Raw genomic sequence first — 20,724 nt, 5'->3', positions numbered from 1 at the left:
GCCAGGAAGAAGGTCACTCATGAAGAACAGGCTCAGAACACTGTGCTGCCTCGCGCTGGCGCCGCCGCTGCTGGCGACCGGATGCGGCGGCGGCGATGCCCGCGGCGACGGCGAGCTCGTCCTCTCGGTCTGGGACGACGGGCGCAAGGAGGGCTCTTTCGACGTCGCGGCGCGGGAGTTCGAGAAGGCGAACGCCGGCGTCACCGTCACGGTGAAGAAGACCCCCTTCGACCAGCACCTCCAGGCGCTCAGGCGGCAGCTGGCCACCGGCCGCGCCCCGGACGTCGCGCTGACGGTGCTCGGCTACGGCGAGTCCGGCACGGCCCGTGCCCTGGCGGACAAGGGGCTGCTCGCCGACCTGAGCGCCGCGTCATGGGCGGGCGGGATCCCCAAGGACTACAGGTCGGTCGTCGGCGACGGCTCGAAGGTGTACGGCCTCCCCATCGACACGATGGCGATCGGCGTGCTCGCCCCCAAGGGCACGCCCGTGCCGAAGACCTTCTCCGAGGTTCTGTCGCGGTGCCGTGAGGCCGCGGCGGGCGGGAAGGCCGCGTTCGCGATGGCCGGCCATGAGGATTCGAAGATGCCGCACATCGTGGGCTTCGCGCTGGCGGCGTCCACCGTCTTCGCCGACGACCCCGGCCATGCCGCCAAGCGCCTGGCGAACCAGGCCACCTTCGCCGGTACGGCGGGCTGGGCGAAGGCCGTGGAGCGCTTCGGGCAGATGAAGGACGCCCGCTGCTTCGCCGAAGGCGTGGCCGGGACGACCCGGGAGGCGGCCGCGCGGTCCCTCGGCGAGGGCAAGGCGCAGATGGTCGTCGCCCCCACGGTGACGCTGCCTCTCTGGCAGGCCGCCGCCCCCAAGACGACGTTCACGATGTTCCCCTTCCCCGGCGACGACGACCCCGCGCGGGTGCGCGTCCCGGCCGGTCCCAGCAGCGGCCTCGTCGTCCCCGCCAAGGCGGGCGCCCCGGCGCTCGCCAAGCGGTTCGTCGACCACTACGCCGCCCACCGCGTCCGCTACACCGCGCTCGACGACGCCGTCCCCGCCATCCCCGAGGGCCCGGACGCCAGGCGCGTCCCCGCCTACGCCGCCGCCCTGGAGCCCTACCTCCGCGACGGGAGGACCAGCCCGATCATGGACCAGCACTGGCCGAACCCGGAGCTGATCACCCTGTTCGACAGCGGCCTGGTCAAGATCCTCAACGGCCGGACGGGGCCCGCCGACGTCCTGCGGCCCATGGACGCGGCCTGGACGAGCAAGGCCCCCTAGGAGCCCCCCATGATGAGAAGTCCGAGAACGGTGCCGTGGGCCTTCGTCGCCCCCGCCGCCGTGCTGACCCTGCTGCTCCTGCTCGGGCCGTCCCTGCTCGGCGGGCTGTCGGCGTTCACCGACTGGGACGGGCTGACCGCGCCCTCCTGGGTCGGCCTGGCCAACTTCGGCGAGTTCTTCGGCGAAGGCTCGCACGTCGTGGCCCAGACGCTCGTCCTGGCCGCGCTGTACGTGGTCGGCGTCAACGCCGTCGGCCTCGGGCTGGCGCTCGGCCTGGCCCGCACCCTGCGCACCCGCCACGTCCTGCGCGCGCTGTTCCTGGTCCCGGCCGTGGTGAGCCCGCTGGTGGTCGCCTACATCTGGAAGTTCATCCTGGACGTCGACGGCCCGCTGAACGAGCTGCTGGAGGGCACCGGGCTCGCCTCGTTCGCCCAGCCGTGGCTCGGCCAGCGGAACACCGCCCTCGTGGCCGTCGTCATCGTGATGATCTGGCAGTTCTCCGGCTACCACATGCTCATCTACCTCGCGGGCGTGCAGAGCGTCCAGGACGAGCTGCTGGAGGCCGCCCACGTGGACGGCGCCGGGCCCTGGCGCCGGTTCCGCGACATCACGCTGCCGCTGCTGCGCCCCGCCGTCGCCATCGGGACCGCCCTGTCCACGATCTCGGCGTTCATGCTGTTCGACCAGGTGATGGCCCTCACCGGCGGCGGCCCCGCCGGCGGCACCGACACGCTCGGCACCTACGTCTACAAGCAGGCGTTCGTCAACGGCCGGTACGGCTACAGCGCGGCGGTCGCGCTGCTGCTGGTGGCCGGGGTGTGCCTGGCGGCGCTGGTGCAGGTCCGCGGGCTGCGAGGGAGGCGCGCGTGAACCGGTACGGCCGCTGGACGGCCTTCCGCGAACTGGGGCTCTGGCTCGGCGCGCTGCCCATGCTCGCGCCCGTCTACCTCGTGGTGGCCACGACGCTCCGCGATCCCGGCGACTCCGGCGGGTCGACGCTGGCGCCGCCGTCCTCGCCGTCGCTCGGCAACCTCGGGCGGGCCTGGAACGAGGCGGGCGGCGACACCGTGTCCTTCCCGCAGGCGCTGTTCAACAGCGCGCTGACGACCGCCGCGGTCGTGCTGCTGCTCGTCGTCCTGGCGGCACCGGCCGGGTACGCGCTCGCGCGCCGCGGAACGAAGCTGTCGGGCGCGGTGTTCGGGCTGTTCGTCCTCGCCCTGATCATGCCGATCCAGCTCGGGATGATCCCGCTGTACGCCTTCATGGTCGAGGCGGGCCTCACCGGCACCCGCGCCGGGCTGATCCTGGTCTACCTGGGCCTCCAGATGCCCCTGGCGGTCTTCCTCTACACCGGCTTCTTCCGCGGCATGCCGGCCGCCTACGAAGAGGCCGCCCGGGTGGACGGCGCCCGGCCGCTGCGCGTGTTCGTCCAGATCGTGTTCCCGCTGGTGCGGCCCGTCACCGGCGTCGTCGCCACGCTGACGGGGCTGTTCGTGTGGAACGACTTCTTCGTCGCGCTGGTCTTCGCGGGCGGGAGCGACAAGGTGACGCTCCCCGTCGCCGTCTACTCGTTCGTCGGGCGCTACACGGCGGAATGGCCCCTGATCTTCGCCGCCGCGCTGATCGCGGCCGTGCCGGTCGTGGCGCTGTTCGCCGTCGCCCAGCGCTCGGTCATGAAGGGCTTCACCAGCACCCTGCACGGGTGAGAGGAGAGGAGGGCGCGATGACGTCCATCGAACTCGACCATGTGGTCATGCGGTACGACGGGGCGCGGGCGGCGGTGGACGACGTCTCGCTGGAGATCGAGGAGGGGGAGTTCTTCGTCCTGGTCGGCCCGTCCGGCTGCGGCAAGTCCACCCTGCTGCGGCTGCTCGCCGGGCTGGAGCGCCCCTCGTCGGGGGCCGTCCGGATGGGCGGCGACGACGTCACCGCGCTGGAGCCCCGGCAGCGCGACGTGGCGATGGTGTTCCAGAACTACGCGATCTATCCGCACATGACCGTCCGCGCCAACCTCGGCTACGGGCTGCGGGTCCGCGGCACCGCCAAACGCGACATCGACGCGCGCGTGGACGAGGTCGCGGACCTGCTCGGGCTGCGCGAGGTGCTGGGCCGCCGGCCGGGCACCCTGTCGGGCGGCCAGCTCCAGCGGGTCGCGATGGGACGGGCGATCGCGCGTCGTCCCCGCGCCTACCTGATGGACGAGCCGCTGTCGAACCTGGACGCCAAGCTGCGCGTCTCCATGCGCGCCGAACTGGAACAGCTGCACCGCAAGCTCGGCGTCACCACCGTCTACGTCACCCACGACCAGGTGGAGGCGATGACGCTGGGCCGTCGCGTCGCCGTCCTGCGCGGCGGCGAACTCCAGCAGGTGGCCGCGCCCCAGGAGCTGTACGCCCGTCCCGCCAACGCCTTCGTCGGGGCGTTCATCGGTTCCCCGCCCATGAACTTCGCGATCGGCACCCGGTACGGGGACGCGCTGGCGCTGGGCGGCTTCACGCTGAGCCTGAACGCCGGGCCGCTCCCCCCGGTGCGCGACGGCGAGCGGGTCCTCGTCGGCCTCAGGCCCGAGGAACTGCGCCCGGAGGCCGCCCAGGGCGACCGCGTGCTGAGCGTGGAATGCGCCGTGCGCCAGGACCTGGGCGCCGATGCGCTGCTGTTCTTCGCCGTCCCGTCGACACCGGAGGAGACCGCGGCGATCAGCCGGGCCACCTTCACCGAGGAGCGCGCCGCGGGACCCGGGAACGGGGGCGAGGAGCGGCTGCTGTGCGCCCGCGTGCCCGCCGGGCTGCGCGTACGGCCCGGCGACAAGATCGACCTGGCGGTGAACCCGCACGCCCTGCACTACTTCGACCCGGCGACCGGCGCCCGCCTCGCGACCGGCTGAGGGGGAGGGCGATGGACGTCGTCGGGTACTGCGACCCGATCTGCGTGAGTGCGGGCGAACGGCTCTCGCTGATGGTCGGCAGCGCCGACCCGGAGGTGCGGGTGTCCCTGGTCCGCCTGCGCGGCGAGGAGGCGAGCGCGGCCGAGCCGGTCGCCGCCACCGTGGAGGGCGCCTATCCCTCCGGGCCCCGGCCCTTGCGGCGCGGATCGCATGTGCGGGTGCCGCATGATCCCCGGCTCGACCCCGGTGCGGCCTTCAGCGTCGCGCTCTGGGTCCGGCCGACGCTGCCGGCCGCCCGCGAGCAGGCCCTGATCGGCAAGCGGGACGCCTCCGGCACGGGCTGGTCCCTGTCCCTGACCGAGGACGGCCGCGTGCGCTTCACCGTCACCGGTCTCACGGCGTCCGGCCGGGACGGCGCCGACCGGGTGGAGACGAGCCGCCGGCTCCGCGAAGACGACTGGCACTGCGTGGTCGCCGCCTTCGACGGGCCGGGGGAGGAGCTGTCGGTGACGGTCATGCCCGCCCGGGCCTGGACCGTTCCGTCCCGGTCGGTGATCAGTGAGATCGCCGAGGCCGCCGCGCGGGCCACCGTCGCCCGCCCGGCCGCGACCGGGGCGCCCCTGCTGATCGCCGGAGCGTGGCTCCGGGACGCCTCCGGCGACCACACCGGCGCGACCTTCAATGGCAAGATCGCGGCGCCCCGGCTGTTCGCCCGTGCGCTGACCCGGCCCGAACGCGTCGCCGAGCGCGACCGCCTCGACCTCACGGCCCCGCCGATGCCGGCGGCGGCCTGGGACTTCGCCAAGGTCATCGGCACCCGCAACGTCATCGAGGCGACCGGGAACGCGCCGCACGGCCGCACCGTCCAGATGCCGACCCGGGGCGTGACCGGGCCGCGCTGGGACGGCCACGACTCGCCCGCCGCCGATCCGTCCCGCTACGACGCCCTCCACTTCCACGACGACGACCTCGACGACGCGGGCTGGACCCCGACCGTCGAGTGGACCGTGGACGCGGACCTGCCCAGCGGCATCTACGCCGCCCGCGTCCGGGGCGCGAACAAGGGCGAGGACCTCGTCCCGTTCGTCGTGCGACCACCGCGCGACCGCGCCACCGCGCCGATCCTGTTCGTGGCACCGCTGTTCAGCTGGCTGGCCTACGGCAACGTCCGCGCACTGGAGCAGTACGGCGGGAAGGGCGATGCCGCCGGCCGGTACGTCCTCGACCACGGCCTCAACAGCACCTACGACACCCACACCGACGGCAGCGGCGTCTGCTACTCCTCCTGGCGCCGCCCCCTGCTGAACCTGCGCCCCGGCTTCCACCTGCCGATCCTGGAGTCGCCGCACCAGCTCGGCGCGGACCTGCACCTGCTGGAGTGGCTGCACCACCACGGCCACGACGTCGACATCGTGACGGACGCGGACCTGCACCGAGAGGGCGCCGCCCTGCTGAACCGCTACCGGGTCGTGCTCTCGGGCACCCACGCCGAGTACTGGTCGCGGCCGATGCTGGACGCGCTGGAGGCGTACCAGAACTCCGGCGGCCGCTACATGTACCTCTCCGGCAACGGCCTCTACTGGGTCACGGGCCTGGACGAGGAAGAGGGCCACACCATCGAGGTCCGCCGGCACGGAGCCGCCGTCACCGCCTGGCACTGCGCGCCGGGGGAGGGGCACCTGAGCACGACCGGCGAGCCCGGCGGTCTGTGGCGGTGGCGGGGCAGGGCCCCGCAGCGCTACGTCGGCGTGGGCTTCTCCGGCTGCTGGTCCACGACGCCCAAGGCCACCGGCGCACCCTACGTGCGAGGGCCGGGCAGCGAAGACCCCAGGGCGAGCTGGATCTTCGAGGGCGTGCCCGCGGACGAACCCATCGGCGACTTCCCCAACCGGGTCCTCTCCCACGGCGCGGCGGGTTACGAGGTGGACCGCGCTGATCCGTCGCTGGGCACGCCTCCGCACGCTCTCGTCCTGGCGACCGCCACGGACTTCCCCGAGGACCACTGGACGCCCGCCACCGAGGAACTCACCGCCCCGGACCTCAGAGCGGACATGGTCTTCTACGAGACCCCTTCCGGCGGCGCGGTCTTCTCCACGGGCTCGATCGCCTGGTGCGGCGCCCTGTCGTACGACGCCTATGCCAACGACGTCTCGACGATCACCAAGAACGTCCTGACCCGATTCCTGGCCCCGCGGCCCTTCGATCCACCACCCGTCCCGTGAAGCCCGGCCGGACGGCCGAGGTCATCCGGCCGGGGTGGTCAGGGTGATCGATCCGCTGCCGGTCCGGGCGGTGATCGAACGGGGGGCGGAGGCCGCCTGGGGCACGTCGGCGCGGACCTCGCCGCTCTCGGTGGCGGTGGCGACCTTGTACGCGGCGCGCGGCACCGACACCGTCACCTCGCCGTTCTCGGTCGTCACGGCCACCCGCCGCGGCGCGGCGGTGAACGACAGCTCGACCCTGCCGCTCTGCGAGGCGGCCGAGACCTGCTGCGACGTGGTCGCCGACGAGCGCAGCGCGCCGTTCTCGCTGCGCAGGTCGAGCGGGCCGGCGGCGCCCGTGACCGCGATCGCGCCGTTGTCGCTGCGGACGCGCAGCGCGGCGGCGAATCCGGTGGCCGTGATCCTGCCGTTCCGGCCCTCGACGCTGAGCGCGAGGTTCCGGGGCACCAGCACCTCGTAGCGCACCTCGCAGCCGCCGACCAGCGTGCCGCAGCCGGTGGCCAGGGTGAGCCGGTCGCCCTTGAGCTCCCACGTCGCGGTCGGCTCGCCGCCGATCAGCGACCACCGGTCGAACCGGCGCGTCACCCGGACGTTCGTCACGTCGGCGGGCCGCACGTCCAGGTCGCCGTCGTCCTTGGCGATGGTGAGCCGGGTGCCGACCGGGCCGAAGTCGCGCTTCTCGGGCTCGGCGTCGCCGGCCGAGGCGCCGCAGCCGGTGAGGGACGCGAGCGCGAGCAGCGCTCCCGCGGCGAGCGGCAGGCGGCGGCGGAACGAGGTGGTCATCGGGCCCTCCCGAGGTTCGATACCGAAAGTACTGAATACTTTGAGTATGCTACGCTACGTTCATGACCGACGACCCAGGGCCCGCCCGGCGGGTGCCGCGCGACGAGGTGCGGCGGCGGCTGCTGGCCGAGGCGGTGCGGGTGTTCACCGAACGCGGCTACGCCGACGCCCGGCTGGAGGACATCGCCCACGGCGCCGGCTTCACCAAGGGGGCCGTGTACTCCAACTTCGGCGGCAAGCGGGAACTCTTCGGTGCGGTCCTCGGCAGGGGCGCCGAGGACGAACTCGCCGCCGTGACCGCCGAGTTCGACGCCGCGGGCGGCACCCGCGCGATGGTCGAACGCGTCGCCGAGCTGATCAGCACCCGGATCGTCGGGGACACCGGGCGCGGCCGGCTCGGCCTGGAGTTCGCCGCCCGCGCCGCTCACGACGAGCGGACCCGGGCCGTCCTGGCCCCGGTGCGCCGCGCCCAGCGGGACGCGGCCGCCCGTTCGATCGCCGAGGCGGCCGAACGCGCGGGCGGCGACCCGGCCGTCCCCTCCGAACTGGCCGGTCTGATCCTGCACTGCCTCACCAACGGCCTGGTCAACGAGCATCTCGCCGACCCGGAGGCCGTCACGGCCGAGGTGATCGAGCAGGCGTTCACCGCCGTGCTGACCGCGCTGCTCCCCCCGTCCGCGGACGCCTGAAGGGACGCACGCCGGCGCCGATCCTGCATCTACAAATGTAATAGATTGGGCGGGATCGTTCCGGTGTCGTGTGGGGAGCTCACATGGGTGACTACTGGCTGACCGTCGCCTTGGTCGCGTTGCTGATCCTGCTGAACGCGGTGTTCGCGGGCAGCGAGATCGCGCTGATCTCGCTGCGGGAGGGGCAGCTGCGGCAGCTCGAGCGGCGCGGCGGGGCGGGGGCGCGGACCCTGGTGCGGCTGGCCCGCGACCCCAACCGGTTCCTGGCCACGATCCAGATCGGCATCACCCTGGCGGGCTTCCTGGCCTCGGCGACGGCGGCGGTGTCGCTCGCCCGGCCGCTGGTGGAGCCGCTGGGCTTCCTCGGCGGCGCCGCGGAACCGGTGGCCATCGGGCTGGTCACGCTCGTGCTGACGTTCCTGACGCTGGTGCTGGGCGAGCTGGCGCCCAAGCGGCTGGCCATGCAGTTCGCGGCCCCCTGGGCGCTGCTGGTGGCCAGGCCCCTGGACGTGCTGGCCACCGTGTCGCGTCCGGCGGTGTGGACGCTGGGCAGGTCGACCGACCTGGTGGTCCGGGTGCTCGGCGGCAATCCGCGGGCCGACAAGGAGCAGCTCACCCCGGAGGAGTTGCGGGATCTGGTGGCCGGGCACCGCGGTCTCAACGCCGAGCAGCGCACCATCATCTCCGGCGCGCTGGAGATCCACGAGCGCACGCTGCGCGAGGTGCTCGTGCCCCGCCGGGAGGTGTTCACCCTGCCGGCCGACCTGCCGGGCGGCCGGGCCCGGGAGGCGCTGGCCGAGTCCGGGCACTCGCGCGCGCCGGTGGTGGCGTCCGGCCATCTCGACCATGTCGTGGGCGTGGCCAACCTGCGCGAGCTGATCACCACCGATCCGGGGGCGCCGGTCGCCGAGGTGGCCCGGGAGGCGATGATGTTCCCCGACACCGTGCGGGTCTCCGACGCGCTGCGCCGGTTCAAGACCGAGCACCAGCAGTTCGCCCTGGTGGTGGACGAGCACGGCGCGGTCGACGGGATCGTCACCCTGGAGGACCTGCTGGAGGAGATCGTCGGGGAGATCTACGACGAGACCGACCCGGACGTGATGGCGGTGCGGACCGAGCCCGACGGGTCGCTGCTGCTGCCGGGGTCGTTCCCGATCCACGACCTGCCCGACATCGGCGTCCGGATCGACGACCTGGCCGGCGGCGAGTACACCACCGTGGCCGGGCTGGCGCTGTCCCGGCTCGGCCGCATCCCCGAACGCACGGGCGACCGCGTCCGCGTGCCGGGGTGGGAGATCGAGGTCACCCGGCTGGACCGGCACGCCATCACCGGCGTGCGGCTGCGTCCCGAGAAGGCGCGGAAACGTTCCCGGGGGCGGGACGGGGCGGAGCGGCCCGAGGGCGGCCGGGCCTGACGGTCGCCGCCCCGCCCGTGGAGGCGGGGGAGCGCGTGGTGGGATTCCCACTCCTCTGCTACAACTGTCGTAGGAAACGTGCGCGACGACTCGCGCGCGGCGGCCCGGCAACGGCCTCGCTCCGACAACAGAAGAAGAGAAGAGAAGCCCCTCATGGTGTTCAAGCAGTTGCCCGGCGCCTCCGGCGCGGGCGGCCCTGCGGACGAGACCGTCCGATGACGTGAGCCGGGTCGAGCGGGTGCGCGCGGTGGTGGAGTCGCGGCGCACGCAACGGCTGATCATCGCGGTGATCCTCATCAACGGGGTCACTCTCGGCCTGGAGACGGTCCCGCCGGTGATGGACCGCTACGCCCCGGTGCTGCACGCCGTGGACCGGGTCGCGCTGGGCGTGTTCGTGGTCGAGCTGCTGGCCAAGGTGTACGTCCAGCGGGTGGGGTTCGCGCGCGACCCGTGGAACCTGTTCGACGCGGTCGTCGTGGGCATCTCCCTGGTCCCGCACTCGGGCGGGCTGTCGGTGCTGCGGGCGCTGCGGATCCTGCGGGCGCTGCGCCTGATCTCGGTGGTGCCCAGCCTGCGCCGCGTGGTGTCGGCGCTGCTGGGGGCGGTGCCGGGGATGGCCTCGATCGCCGCGCTGCTGGCGCTGGTGCTCTACGTCGCGGCGGTGATGGCGAGCAAGCTCTTCGGGGCGACGACGCCGGAGTACTTCGGCGACCTTCCGACCTCGCTGTTCACGCTGTTCCAGGTGATGACCGGGGAGGCGTGGTCGGACGTGGCGCGTTCGGTGATGGAGCACCATCCCGCGGGGTGGATCTTCTTCGTCGTCTTCATCCTCCTGTGCACGTTCGTGGTGCTCAACCTGTTCATCGCGGTGGTCGTCCGGGCGATGGAGGAGGACGACCAGGAGGTGGCCGAGACGTTCATGCAGGCGCAGCGCGAGTCGAACACGCTCCTGCTGGCGGAGATCTCCGCGCTGCGGGACGAGGTCCGGGCCCTGCGCGACGACCGCCCGTCGGTGCGGGACGGCGGGGACGGGACACGCCCTGGAACGGAGCCGGCGGCCAACTGAAACTACATTTGTAATAGCATGGCCGGCGGAGGCCGCCGCGGGGCGGTTCCGGACGCGAGAGGAGTCGTCATGGTCTTCAAGAAGATGATGGGGGCGCTTGGAGTGGGCGGCCCCAAGGTCGACACCGTGCTCACGGATTCGCGGTGCCGTCCGGGCGAGCCGCTGGCGGGCGAGGTCCGCATCACGGCCGCCGAGTACGACGTGGAGATCCAGCGCGTGACCCTCTCCCTGGGCACCCGGATCGAGGTCGAGCACGGCGAGGAGGAGTCCACCGGCGCCGTGGAGTTCCACCGCGTGGACGTCGCCGGGGCGTTCCGGGTGCCGGCGAAGCAGGACGAGGTCATCGCCTTCGAGTTCCCCGTCCCCTGGGAGACCCCCGTCACCGAGGTGAACGGGCACCCGCTCCATGGCATGGCGATGGGGGTGCGCACCGAACTGGCCGTGGCCAAGGCGGTCGACAAGGGCGACCTCGACCCGGTCACGGTGGAGCCCCTGCCGTCCCAGCGGCGGATCATCGAGGGGTTCGACCAGGCCGGGTTCCACTTCAAGAGCGCCGATGTGGAGCACGGGCACATCCACGGCGTCGCGCAGTCGCTGCCGTTCTACCAGGAGATCGAGTTCTACCCGCCCGCCCCGTACGCGGGCCGGGTCTCCGAGGTCGAGCTGACCTTCGTCGCGAACCCCTCGGGGATGGCGGTGGTGCTGGAGGCCGACAAGCGCTCGGGCCTGTTCGGTTCCAGCGACCAGATCTTCCGCCTCGAGGCCGGGCACGACGAGCTCATGGCGATGGACTGGGCGGCCGAGCTGACCGGCTGGCTGGACGCCCTGACCGGGGGAGGCCACGCGGGCGGCTTCCACACGGCGGGCGGCCACGACCCGTACGGCCACGACCCCGACGGCCACGGCCACAAGGGGCATGGCCATCATGACGAGCACGGCCACCGCCGCGGCCCCGGCTGGGGCGGCGTCGCCGCGGGCGCGGCCGCCGGTGTCGCGGTCGGCGTCGTGGGCGGCATGGTCGCCGGCGAGATCATCGAGGAGTTCACCGAGGACGACGAGGACGAGGACGGCTGACCGGCCGGGCGGTCGCCTCCGCCGGCGCCGGCGTGCGTACGATGACGGTGTGTCCGGCGCGCGGCTGCTGGTGATCGAGGATGATCCGGAGATCGGGTCCGAACTGGTCACCGCGTTGAACGAGCAGGGATACACCGTCGGCCTGGCCGGTACCGGGGGCGCGGCGGTGGCGATGGTCGACCGGCGGCCGCCCGAGCTGATCTTCCTGGACCTCGGCCTGCCCGACGTGGACGGGGTGGAGCTCTGCTCGGTGCTGCGGCGGCGGCTGCCCGACACCGCGATCGTGGTGCTCACCGCGCGCAGCCGGGAACGCGACGTGGTGAGCGCGCTGGACGTCGGCGCCTGGGGGAGCTGCTGGCGCGCACCCGCGCGCAGCTGCGCCGGTACCCGCACGGGGCCGAGGTCGAGACGGTGGTCGTGGGCGCGCTCCGGCTGGAGCCGGAGGCCCGCCGGACGTTCGCGGGCGCGCGGGAGGTCGCGCTGCGGCCGCGCGAGTTCGATCTGCTGATGGCGCTGGCGTCCCGGGCCGGCGAGGTGGTGCTCCGGGACGATCTCATGCGCGAGGTGTGGGGTCCCGGCTGGTTCGGCGACCGCAAGACGCTCGACGTGCACATCTCCGCGCTGCGGCGCAGGCTCACCGAGGCCGGGCTGGAGTCCGGGCGCATCATCGCCGTGCGCGGGCGCGGCTACGGCTACGTCACCGGGGTCTGAACCGCCGGGTCCGGTGGCCGTGGCCGGACCGGGACCTCCAGGGTGAAGACGGTCGGCGCGCCCGCCCGTGCGAGCAGCCGCCCGCCCTCGGCCTCCGCCAGGGCCCGCGCCAGCGCCAGCCCGGTGCCGCGCGCACCGTCGCGCGTTCCGTCGCGCGCTATGTGCGGCACTCCCGGGCCGGAGTCCGCGACGTCGATCGCGACGATGCCGCCGTGGTGGCGGGCCGTCAGGGTGATGTCGCCCTGCCCGTGGACGAGCGCGTTGTCCACCAGCACGTTGAGGATCTGCGTGAGGGCGGCGCGCGCGGCGCGGATCCGGGGGAGCGGCGCGGGGACGCCGACGGTCAGCCTCCTTCCGGCCTCGGCCGCCAGCGGCAGCCGGGCGTCGCGGACGTCGCCCAGCAGCCCCGGGATGTCGAGCGGCTCCGGCGCCTGCCGTCCGCGCGCCAGCAGCAGCAGGTCGTCGACGGTGTCGGCGAGGCGGTGCCCGCGCCGTACCGCGGTGCGGACGGCCGCGCCCAGGTCCGTTCCGGGACGTTGCAGCGCGGCCTCCAGCCCGACCAGCAGCGCGGTGAGCGGGGTGCGCATCTGGTGCGCGACGTGCTCGCTGTACCGCCGTTCCCGCGCGAACGCCCGGTCGAGGCGGCCGGCCAGGCGGACCGAGCGGCGGGTGAGCAGCGACGCCGCCAGCGCCAGGGCCAGCGCGACGGCCCAGATGATCGTCCAGGTGCGCTCCGTCCGGTGCGCCACCGGGGCGTACGGCATGCTGACCCGCATCACCCGGGCGTCGGTGACCGGCATCGCGATCGCCAGGTGCCCGTCCTCCACCGCCTCGTGGAACTGCCCGTCGCGGGTCGCCGCCGCCAGGGCCGAGCGCGCGGGGCCCGTCCCGGCGAACCGCCGTCCCGCGTACCCGTAGATGCCGACGGCCGAGTGCGCCGCGACGGGCGTCGACGGGTGCCGCGCGGTGCGCCAGGCCGTCTCCGCGGCGACGGCCTGGCGTTCCAGCCGCAGCATCGCCTCGTCGCGGTAGTGATGCCGGGCCAGCAGGGACAGCGGGACCGCCGCCGCCACCAGCAGCAGCACGACGAGCCCGACGGTGGCCAGGAAGGACCGGCCCAGGCGCGTGTTCGTGTTCATCACCTTCCTGTGCGCTCCGGGCGCCCCTCGCGCCGAGCGGGGGACGGCCGCCACCACGGGCAGGGCCTGCCCGCGAGCCGGTTCAGCACGACGAGCAGCGCGCTGGTCAGGACGATCGCCGCCATGAGGTCCAGCAGCTGCGCCGGGGTGCGCAGCAGGCCCAGGGCGACGATCAGCGTGGTGGCGCCGCCCGGCGGGTGGCGGGTCCACGGCGCCGCCATCCCGGCGCAGGTCAGGCCGAGGGCGATCGCGACGGCGAGGATCCGGCGGGCGTCCGGGTGGAGCAGGTCCGGCGGCGTCCGGGTGAGCCCGGCGCAGACGAGCGCGGCGTAGCCCGCCGCGGCACTGACCAGATGCCCGAGCAGGGTGTTGCGCGGGCACGACGGTTCGGCGAACGGGCTGGTCAGCGCCAGGAAGATGGTCGGGCCGAGCGAGGGGAAGACCAGCGGCCGGTCCGTCCACCACGCCAGCGCCGCGGGCACGCTGATGCACACCGCCGCCATGAGCGCGGTGGCGGCGGCGCCGCCGAGCGGCGCGAGCACCGGACGCAGGCGCCCGCGACGCGGCGGGGCGGCGACGCCGTCCCGCACTTGGTCGGTGGCGGAAGCCCTCATCGGCGGCCGGCGCTCGACGGGGGCACCGACCAGTGACCGCCGCGCGTCCCGGAACCCGCGCCGCGCGACCGGTAGACGACATAGGGCCGCACGGCGTAACCCAGCGGCGCGGCGAACGCGTGGACGAGACGGCTGAACGGCCACAGCGCGAACAGCGCCATCCCGAGCAGCGCGTGCGCCTGGAAGACGAACGGGGCGTCCGCCATCGCCGGGACGTCCGGGGCGAGCGCGAACACGCTGCGGAACCACACCGAGACCCCCAGCCGGTAGTCGTAGCCGCCCGACGCGGGCCCCAGCAAGGTCGCGGCGAGGCCCGCCAGCAGCGCGGCGGCCAGCACCGGATACACCACGCGGTCGTCCCGCCGGGTGGCCCGCCGCACGGCGCGGACCCGGACGCGCCGCCAGATCAGCAGGCCGAGCCCCACCGCGGCGGCCAGCCCGGCGGCGCCGCCCACCGCGAGCGCGTTGAGCCGGTAGAACGACTCCGACACGTGCGCCCGTTCCGTCCAGCTCTCGGGTATCAGCAGCCCGGCCGCGTGGCCGGCGATCACGAAGAACAGGCCGAAGTGGAACAGCGGGCTCGCGATCCGCAGCAGCCTGCTCTCATGCAGTTGCGTGGACCTGGTCGTGATCCCGAAACGGTCGTACCGGAACCGCCAGACCGTCCCGCCGACGAACAGCACCAGCACCATGTAGGGAAGGACCCCCCACAGGGCGACCTGCACGTGACTCACCGGCGCGTTCCCTCCGCCGCGGCCGCCGAGGCGCCGAAGGCGGGGAGCCCGGGCGCCCCTTCCAGGCCCACCGTCTCCGCGGGCGGCCCGGTGCGGGCCAGCGACCGCACGCTACGGCGCTCCGCGCGCCCCGGCGAGGGAAGCGTGGCGCGGACGGCGTCCACGAGCAGCGCGTACGGGCTGCCGTGGGCGTCCAGCCCCCGCCGCAGCAGTTCCAGCCCGGCGCCGTGCTCGGCCAGCAGCGCGCCGCCCGCCGGGCAGCGGGCGGCGAACTCCAGCATGACCGGCAGGAAGTCCGGCAGCTCCGACTCCTCGGGAGCCCACCCGGCGGCCCGGTACCGCGCCTTGAGCGCCGCCAGCGACCCGCCCCGCGAGCGCGTGTCGCCGTCGGTGTAGTACGTCATGTAGAGCGTGCGGCGGCGGGTGCGGTCGAACGTGGCGACGTACCGGGCCTGCAGTTCCAGCGCCTCCACGTCCCGTGTCTCCCGGACGAACCGGCGCACCGCTTCGGCGGCAGGCCCCTTCCCGGGACCCACGGCGTCCGTGACGAGCGACACCGCCCGCGCCCAGCCTGGCCCGGGATAGTTCAGCAGCAGCGAGGCCGACTGCCACACGATCGGCTTGATCACTCTTGCTCCTCCGGACGTGCGGGGAACAGCCCGGCGGGACGGCCGCGCCCGTTCCAGTTCAGCAGGTTGACCCGCCCGCGGCGCCCGTCGCCGGTGGCGCGCGCCACGGGAGGGGCGAGCGGGGCGTGGAAGGAGTCGGCGCCGGCGCCGGGGTGGGAGTGGGCGGCGGGCTCCAGCATTCCCGGGCCGCCCGGCCCGTCCAGGCTGCACCCGCAGGACGCGGATTCGCCGCCGCCGGACCGCCCGTCGTAGGCGGTGGGGATCACGTACCGCTCCTCGTACTTGGCCAGCGCCAGCAGCCGGTACATCTCCTCGACGCCCCGCACGTCCATGCCGACGCTCCCGGCGATCGCCGGGTCGCGCGGCTCGCCCAGGTTGACGCGGCGCATGTGGGCGCGCATCGCCGCCAGGCGGCGCAGCGCCGCCTCGACCGGCTCCGGGTCGCCCGCGGTGAACAGCTCGGCCAGGTAGGAGACCGGGATCCGCAGCGCCTCGATGGCGCCGAACAGGTTGCCGGTGTCCTCGCCGTCGTGGCCGGTCTCCGCCAGCGCGTCCACGATCGGCGACAGCGGCGGGACGTACCAGACCATCGGCATCGTCCGGTACTCCGGATGCAGCGGCAGCGCCACCCGGTAGCGGCTGATCAGCGCGTGCACCGGCGACCGGCGCGCCGCCTCCACCCAGTCGTGCGGCACGCCGCTCGCCTCCGCGGCCGCGGCCACCGCCGGGTCCTCCGGGTCCAGGAAGCATTCGAGCTGCGCCTCGTACAGGTCCTTGTCGTCGGGGACGGAAGCGGCGCGCCCCACCCGGTCAGGGTCGTACAGGATGACCCCGAGGTAGCGCAGCCGCCCCACGCACGTCTCCGAGCAGACGGTCGGCTCGCCCGCCTCGATCCGCGGGTAGCACATCGTGCACTTCTCCGCCTTGCCCGTCTGGTGGTTGAAGTAGACCTTCTTGTACGGGCAGCCCGACACGCACATCCGCCAGCCGCGGCAGCGGTCCTGGTCGACCAGCACGATCCCGTCCTCGATCCGCTTGTAGAGCGCCCCGGACGGGCAGGCCGCCACGCACGACGGGTTGAGGCAGTGCTCGCAGATCCGCGGCAGGTAGAACATGAACGACCGCTCGTACTCCAGCCGGACGTCGTCGCCGACCTTGCGCAGCAGCGGGTCGCGGGCCAGCTCGGCGGGGCCGCCGCCCAGGTCGTCGTCCCAGTTCGGGCCCCACGTCACCGCGGTCGGCCCGCCGTCGACCAGCGAGCGCGGCGGCGCGGTGGGCGGGTCGTCGCCCAGGGGCGCGCTGGTCAGGTTCTCGTAGTCGTAGGTCCACGGCTGGTAGTAGTCGTCCAGCGACGGCAGCTCGGGGTTGGCGAACAGCCGGGCGAACCGCCGGAGCCGCCCGCCGCCGCGCGGCACGAGCCGCCCGTCGCGCAGCGTCCAGCCGCCCTTCCACTTCTCCTGGTCCTCGTGGCCGCGCGGATAGCCCTGGCCGGGACGCGTCTCGACGTTGTTGAACCACACGTACTCGGTGCCGGACCGGTTCGTCCACGTCTGCTTGCAGGTGACCGAGCAGGTGTGGCAGCCGATGCACTTGTCGAGGTTCATCACCATCGCGATCTGCGCCATCACTCTCGTCGTGGCCGCGCGCATGTCAGTAGCTCACCTCCTGGGACCGCCGCCGGATCACGGTGACCGCGTCCCGCTGGTTGCCCGTGGGTTCGTAGTAGTTGGGCGCGAACGACAGCTGCGCGTGCCCGCCGATCAGGTGCGTCGGTTTGATCAGCAGCTTGGTGAGCGCGTTGTGCACGCCGCCGCGGCGCCCGGTGGCCTGCGAGCGCGGCACGTTCACCAGGCGCTCCTGCACGTGGTACATGAACACGGTGCCGGCGGGCATCCGGTGCGAGACGACCGCGCGGGCCACCACGACGCCGTTGCCGTTGACCGCCTCGATCCAGTCGTTGTCGGCGACGCCGATCGCCTCGGCGTCCGGCACGCTGATCCAGATCACCGGGCCGCCGCGGGCGAGGGTCTGCATCAGCAGGTTCTCCTGGTACTCGGAGTGGATCGACCACTTGGAGTGCGGCGTGACGTACCGCACCGTCACCGACCGGCCCGTGTCCCCGGCCCCGGAGGCGTGGTCGCGGAACTCGCCGAGCGCGGCCATGTCCAGCGGCGGCCGGTACACCGGGAGCTGCTCGCCGCACTCGGCGATCCAGTCGTGCTCCAGGTAGAAGTGCTGGCGCCCGGTGAGGGTGTGCCAGGGCTTGGCGTGCTCGGTGTTGATGGTGAACGGGGCGTACCGGCGGTCCGGCGCCTCCTTGCCCGACCATTCGAAGCTCGCCCCGACCTGGACGGGCCGGCCCTGGGTGTCGCTGAACAGCACGCGGCGTTCGGCGACCGACGCGGCCAGCTCGTCCAGCCCGGACGACGGGCCGCAGCGCTCGGCGAGCCGGGAGAAGCCCTCGGCGGCGATCCGCCCGTTGGTGGTGCCCGACAGCGCGAGGATCGCCTCGCAGAACTTGACGTCGGTGTCCAGCAGGGGACGGCCCCGCGCCGTGCCGCCGGCCGCCGTGCCGCACCGCGCCGCCAGCCACTCCACCTCGGCGTCCGGCCGGACGGTGACGCCCTTGACCGTCATGCCCTTCCCCTCGACCAGGGGGCCCAGGGCGGCCAGCCGGTCGGCGACGGCGGTGTAGTCGCGCTCGACGAGAGTGAACGACGGCAGGTTGCGGCCCGGCTCGGGCGGCGGCGCGCCCGGAGCGCCTGAGGTGTCGCCCGCCCAGTCGCGGACCCGCCCGCCGGGCGTGGCCAGCTCGCCGGGGGTGTCGTGCAGCGCGGCGGTCGCGACCAGGTCGTGGACGGTGTCCAGCCGGCCCGCGGCCAGCTCGCTCAGCCCGCGGGCCAGCCCGTGGAAGATCTCGAAGTCGGTGCGGGTCTGCCACGGCGGGCTGATCGCCGGGGAGAAGGCGTGCACGTACGGGTGCATGTCGGTGCTGGACAGATCGTGCTTCTCGTACCAGGTCGCGGCGGGCAGCACCAGGTCGGCGTACAGCGTGGTGGACGTCATCCGGAAGTCCAGCGCCATCAGCAGGTCGAGCTTGCCGCGCGGCTCGCCGTCCCGCCAGGTCACCTCCCGCGGCCGCGCCTCGGGACCGGCGGGCGGGGCGGAGGCGTTGTCGGCCGCGCCGAGCAGGTGGCGCAGGAAGTACTCGTTGCCCTTGGCGGACGACCCGAGCAGGTTGGCGCGCCACACCGTGAGCACGCGCGGCCAGTTCTCCGGCGCGTCCGGGTCGGCGCAGGCGAACGACAGCCGCCCGGCGGCCAGTTCCGCCGCCGTCCACCGCCCGGGGTCGGCCCCGGCCTCGGCGATACGCCGGCCGAGGTCGAGCGGGTTGGCCGCCAGCGTCGGGTAGAACGGCATCCAGCCCAGCCGCGCCGACTGCGCGACGAGATCGGCGGTGTGCCGTCCCGCGAACAGCCCGCGCCCGGTGGGGGACGACAGGGCCTCGGCGGAGAACCCCTCGTACCGCCACTGCCCGGTGTGCATGTACCAGTACGGGGTGCCCGCCATCTGCCGGGACGGCCGCGCCCAGTCGGCCGCCTGGGACAGCTGCTGCCAGCCGCCGAGCGGGCGCACCTTCTCCTGCCCGACGTAGTGGGCCCAGCCGCCGCCGTTCACGCCCTGGCACCCGGTCAGCAGCAGCAGCGACAGGAACGAGCGGTAGATCGTGTCGGAGTGGAACCAGTGGTTCGTCCCCGCGCCCATGACGATCATGGCCCGGCCCTCGGTGCGCTCCGCGCTGGTCGCGAACTCGCGGGCGATGCGGGCGACGCGCTGCGCCGGGACGGAGGTGATGCCCTCCTGCCACGCCGGGGTGCACGGCTGCGACGGGTCGTCGTACCCGGCGGGCCACTGCCCGGGCAGCCCTTCGCGGCGCACGCCGTACTGCGCGAGCAGCAGGTCGAACACGGTGGTGACGAGCAGGCCGTTCAGGCGCCGGACCGGCACGCCCCGGCGCACGACGCCGTCCTCGACGTCGAAGCGCGGCAGCACCACCTGGACGGACTCGCCCTCCCCGAGCAGGGACAGCCGCGGGTCGACGTCGCCGAGGTCGAGGTTCCAACGTCCGGCGCCCTCCTCGTCCCAGCGGTGGCCCAGCGTCCCGCCCGGCGCCACGGGGGCGCCGGTGCGGTCGTCCACCAGCACCGGCTGCCAGTTCCGGGACTCCGGCGCGGTGCCGGTGTCCAGGTCCAGATCGGACGCGGTGACGAACGGGCCGGGCGTCGGCTCCCCGTCCTTTCCCGGGACCAGCGACACCAGGAACGGCAGATCGGTGAATTTCTTGACGTAATCGGCGAAATAGGGGACGGTGCGGCGCACGAAGAACTCGGTGAGGATCACATGGCCCATCGCCATGGCCATCGCCCCGTCCGTTCCCGGATGCGGGTGCAGCCACTCGTCGGCGAATTTCGTGGCGTCCGAATAATCCGGTGAAACGACCACGACCTTCTGCCCGCGATAACGCGCCTCGGCCATCCAGTGCGCGTCCGGCGTGCGCGTCACCGGCACGTTGGAACCCCACAGCACCAGATACGCCGCGTCCCACCAGTCCGCGGACTCGGGCACGTCGGTCTGGTCGCCGAAAACCTGCGGCGAGGCGATCGGCAGGTCGGCGTACCAGTCGTAGAACGACAGCATCGGCGCGCCGATCAGCGACATGAAGCGCGCGCCGACCGCGTGCGAGGCCATCGACATCGCGGGAATGGGGGAGAACCCGGCCACCCGGTCGGGCCCGTACCGGGCGATCGTGTGGACGTGCGCGGCGGCGGCGATCTCCAGGGCCTCGTCCCAGCCGACCCGCACCAGCCCGCCGCGGCCGCGCGCCTCCTGGTAGCGCCGCCGCTTCTCCGGGTCTTCGGTGACCTCCGCCCAGGCGGCGACGGGATCGCCCAGCCGCGCCCTGGCCTCCCGGTACATCTCCAGCAGCACGCCCCGTGCGTGCGGATGGCGGATGCGCGTCGGCGAGTAGGTGTACCAGGAGAACGACGCCCCGCGCGGGCAGCCGCGCGGCTCGTACTCGGGACGGTCCGGGCCGACGCTCGGGTAGTCGGTCTGCTGCGTCTCCCAGGTGATGATCCCGTCCTTGACGTACACCTTCCAGGAGCACGAGCCGGTGCAGTTCACCCCGTGGGTGGACCGCACGACCCGGTCGTGCGCCCAGCGCTCCCGGTAGGGCCGGTCGTTGACGTCCTGGTCGTCCCGGTACACGGCGCGCAGGTCCGCGGTCGTCTCCGTGCGCCGCAGAAATCGCCCGGATTTCAGCAGCCGTTCGGATGCGGCTTCTTCCCATTTCCGGCGGCCCGTGCGTGCGGCCAAGGCGGCGTCTCCCCTCCTGGGTGCGCGACCCGCCCGGGATCACGACAAAGACACACCTGCCGGGGCCGAGTGGCGAATAGCCGAATCGACGCCCTTCCCCGCGACGTACCGGGCG

At 73.7% G+C, this 20,724-nt stretch carries 18 protein-coding genes; 11 read left to right on the top strand and 7 right to left on the bottom strand.

The features are described 5' to 3' along the window. Nucleotides 1–19 precede the first annotated feature (19 nt). The 5 genes from ACFPZN_RS09200 to ACFPZN_RS09180 are packed head-to-tail and all read left to right on the top strand — an operon-like array spanning nt 20 to nt 6,379. The gene (locus ACFPZN_RS09200; RefSeq protein ID WP_378281403.1) at nt 20–1,273 is read left to right on the top strand and encodes an ABC transporter substrate-binding protein; all 1,254 of its coding nucleotides are present in this window, start codon (nt 20–22) and stop codon (nt 1,271–1,273) included. 9 nt (nt 1,274–1,282) lie between these two features. Then, nucleotides 1,283–2,143 carry a carbohydrate ABC transporter permease gene (locus ACFPZN_RS09195; protein ID WP_378281402.1) on the top strand — a complete coding sequence of 287 codons (861 nt, stop codon included), beginning with the start codon at nt 1,283–1,285 and terminating at the stop codon, nt 2,141–2,143. Then, nucleotides 2,140–2,979 (top strand): carbohydrate ABC transporter permease, encoded by an 840-nt coding sequence (locus ACFPZN_RS09190; RefSeq protein ID WP_378281401.1) that lies wholly within the window; start codon nt 2,140–2,142, stop codon nt 2,977–2,979. The genes ACFPZN_RS09195 and ACFPZN_RS09190 overlap by 4 nt, the downstream gene beginning before the upstream one ends. A gap of 17 nt (nt 2,980–2,996) precedes the next feature. Continuing rightward, on the top strand, nt 2,997–4,157 hold the full coding sequence (locus ACFPZN_RS09185; RefSeq protein WP_378281400.1) for an ABC transporter ATP-binding protein: 1,161 nt from the start codon (nt 2,997–2,999) through the stop codon (nt 4,155–4,157). An 11-nt stretch (nt 4,158–4,168) separates the two neighbouring features. Continuing rightward, the gene (locus tag ACFPZN_RS09180; protein ID WP_378281399.1) at nt 4,169–6,379 is read left to right on the top strand and encodes a N,N-dimethylformamidase beta subunit family domain-containing protein; all 2,211 of its coding nucleotides are present in this window, start codon (nt 4,169–4,171) and stop codon (nt 6,377–6,379) included. A 21-nt stretch (nt 6,380–6,400) separates the two neighbouring features. Here ACFPZN_RS09180 and ACFPZN_RS09175 read toward each other — a convergent pair whose 3' ends face one another. Further along, complete coding sequence (locus ACFPZN_RS09175) at nt 6,401–7,162, bottom strand: DUF4097 family beta strand repeat-containing protein (RefSeq protein ID WP_378281398.1); 762 nt, start codon at nt 7,160–7,162, stop codon at nt 6,401–6,403. Nucleotides 7,163–7,224: 62 nt separating this feature from the next. Between ACFPZN_RS09175 and ACFPZN_RS09170 the strand changes: the two genes are divergently transcribed. The 6 genes from ACFPZN_RS09170 (at nt 7,225) to ACFPZN_RS09145 (ending at nt 12,117) form a co-directional block, all read left to right on the top strand. Further along, entirely contained in the window at nt 7,225–7,851 is a 627-nt protein-coding gene (locus ACFPZN_RS09170) for a TetR/AcrR family transcriptional regulator (RefSeq protein WP_378281397.1), read from the top strand. Between the two features lie 83 nt (nt 7,852–7,934). After that, a complete protein-coding gene (locus ACFPZN_RS09165) occupies nt 7,935–9,266 on the top strand; it encodes a hemolysin family protein (protein ID WP_378281396.1) in 1,332 nt (443 codons plus the stop codon). A gap of 220 nt (nt 9,267–9,486) precedes the next feature. Then, nucleotides 9,487–10,332, top strand: coding sequence for an ion transporter (locus ACFPZN_RS09160; RefSeq protein ID WP_378281395.1), 846 nt, complete (start codon nt 9,487–9,489; stop codon nt 10,330–10,332). Between the two features lie 69 nt (nt 10,333–10,401). Beyond that, nucleotides 10,402–11,406: a sporulation protein gene (locus ACFPZN_RS09155; protein ID WP_378281394.1), complete on the top strand. Its 1,005-nt coding sequence runs from the start codon at nt 10,402–10,404 to the stop codon at nt 11,404–11,406. A 49-nt stretch (nt 11,407–11,455) separates the two neighbouring features. After that, nucleotides 11,456–11,914 (top strand): response regulator transcription factor, encoded by a 459-nt coding sequence (locus ACFPZN_RS09150; protein WP_378281393.1) that lies wholly within the window; start codon nt 11,456–11,458, stop codon nt 11,912–11,914. Next, nucleotides 11,914–12,117 carry a winged helix-turn-helix domain-containing protein gene (locus ACFPZN_RS09145; RefSeq protein WP_378281392.1) on the top strand — a complete coding sequence of 68 codons (204 nt, stop codon included), beginning with the start codon at nt 11,914–11,916 and terminating at the stop codon, nt 12,115–12,117. Before ACFPZN_RS09150 ends, ACFPZN_RS09145 begins: the two co-directional genes overlap by 1 nt. Here ACFPZN_RS09145 and ACFPZN_RS09140 read toward each other — a convergent pair. From ACFPZN_RS09140 to ACFPZN_RS09115, 6 genes are read right to left on the bottom strand one after another with little or no spacing between them, the layout of a single operon-like run. Then, nucleotides 12,099–13,256 (bottom strand): sensor histidine kinase, encoded by a 1,158-nt coding sequence (locus ACFPZN_RS09140; protein WP_378281391.1) that lies wholly within the window; start codon nt 13,254–13,256, stop codon nt 12,099–12,101. The two genes, ACFPZN_RS09145 and ACFPZN_RS09140, sit on opposite strands and share 19 nt — an antisense overlap. Further along, nucleotides 13,256–13,870, bottom strand: a complete 615-nt coding sequence (locus tag ACFPZN_RS09135) for an HPP family protein (RefSeq protein ID WP_378281390.1) — start codon at nt 13,868–13,870, stop codon at nt 13,256–13,258. Before ACFPZN_RS09135 ends, ACFPZN_RS09140 begins: the two co-directional genes overlap by 1 nt. Next, entirely contained in the window at nt 13,867–14,604 is a 738-nt protein-coding gene (gene narI, locus ACFPZN_RS09130; protein ID WP_378281389.1) for a respiratory nitrate reductase subunit gamma, read from the bottom strand. Before narI ends, ACFPZN_RS09135 begins: the two co-directional genes overlap by 4 nt. Further along, nucleotides 14,601–15,233: a nitrate reductase molybdenum cofactor assembly chaperone gene (gene narJ, locus ACFPZN_RS09125; RefSeq protein ID WP_378281388.1), complete on the bottom strand. Its 633-nt coding sequence runs from the start codon at nt 15,231–15,233 to the stop codon at nt 14,601–14,603. Before narJ ends, narI begins: the two co-directional genes overlap by 4 nt. Next, entirely contained in the window at nt 15,230–16,882 is a 1,653-nt protein-coding gene (gene narH / locus ACFPZN_RS09120; RefSeq protein ID WP_378281387.1) for a nitrate reductase subunit beta, read from the bottom strand. The genes narJ and narH overlap by 4 nt, the downstream gene beginning before the upstream one ends. A gap of 1 nt (nt 16,883) precedes the next feature. Next, the gene (locus tag ACFPZN_RS09115) at nt 16,884–20,609 is read right to left on the bottom strand and encodes a nitrate reductase subunit alpha (protein ID WP_378281386.1); all 3,726 of its coding nucleotides are present in this window, start codon (nt 20,607–20,609) and stop codon (nt 16,884–16,886) included. Nucleotides 20,610–20,724 lie beyond the last annotated feature (115 nt).

The organism is Actinomadura rugatobispora (genome assembly GCF_042656285.1).
Classification (GTDB): domain Bacteria; phylum Actinomycetota; class Actinomycetes; order Streptosporangiales; family Streptosporangiaceae; genus Spirillospora; species Spirillospora rugatobispora.
Note: the sequence above shows the minus strand (reverse complement) of the source record. Positions and strands in the feature narration are given on the sequence as shown.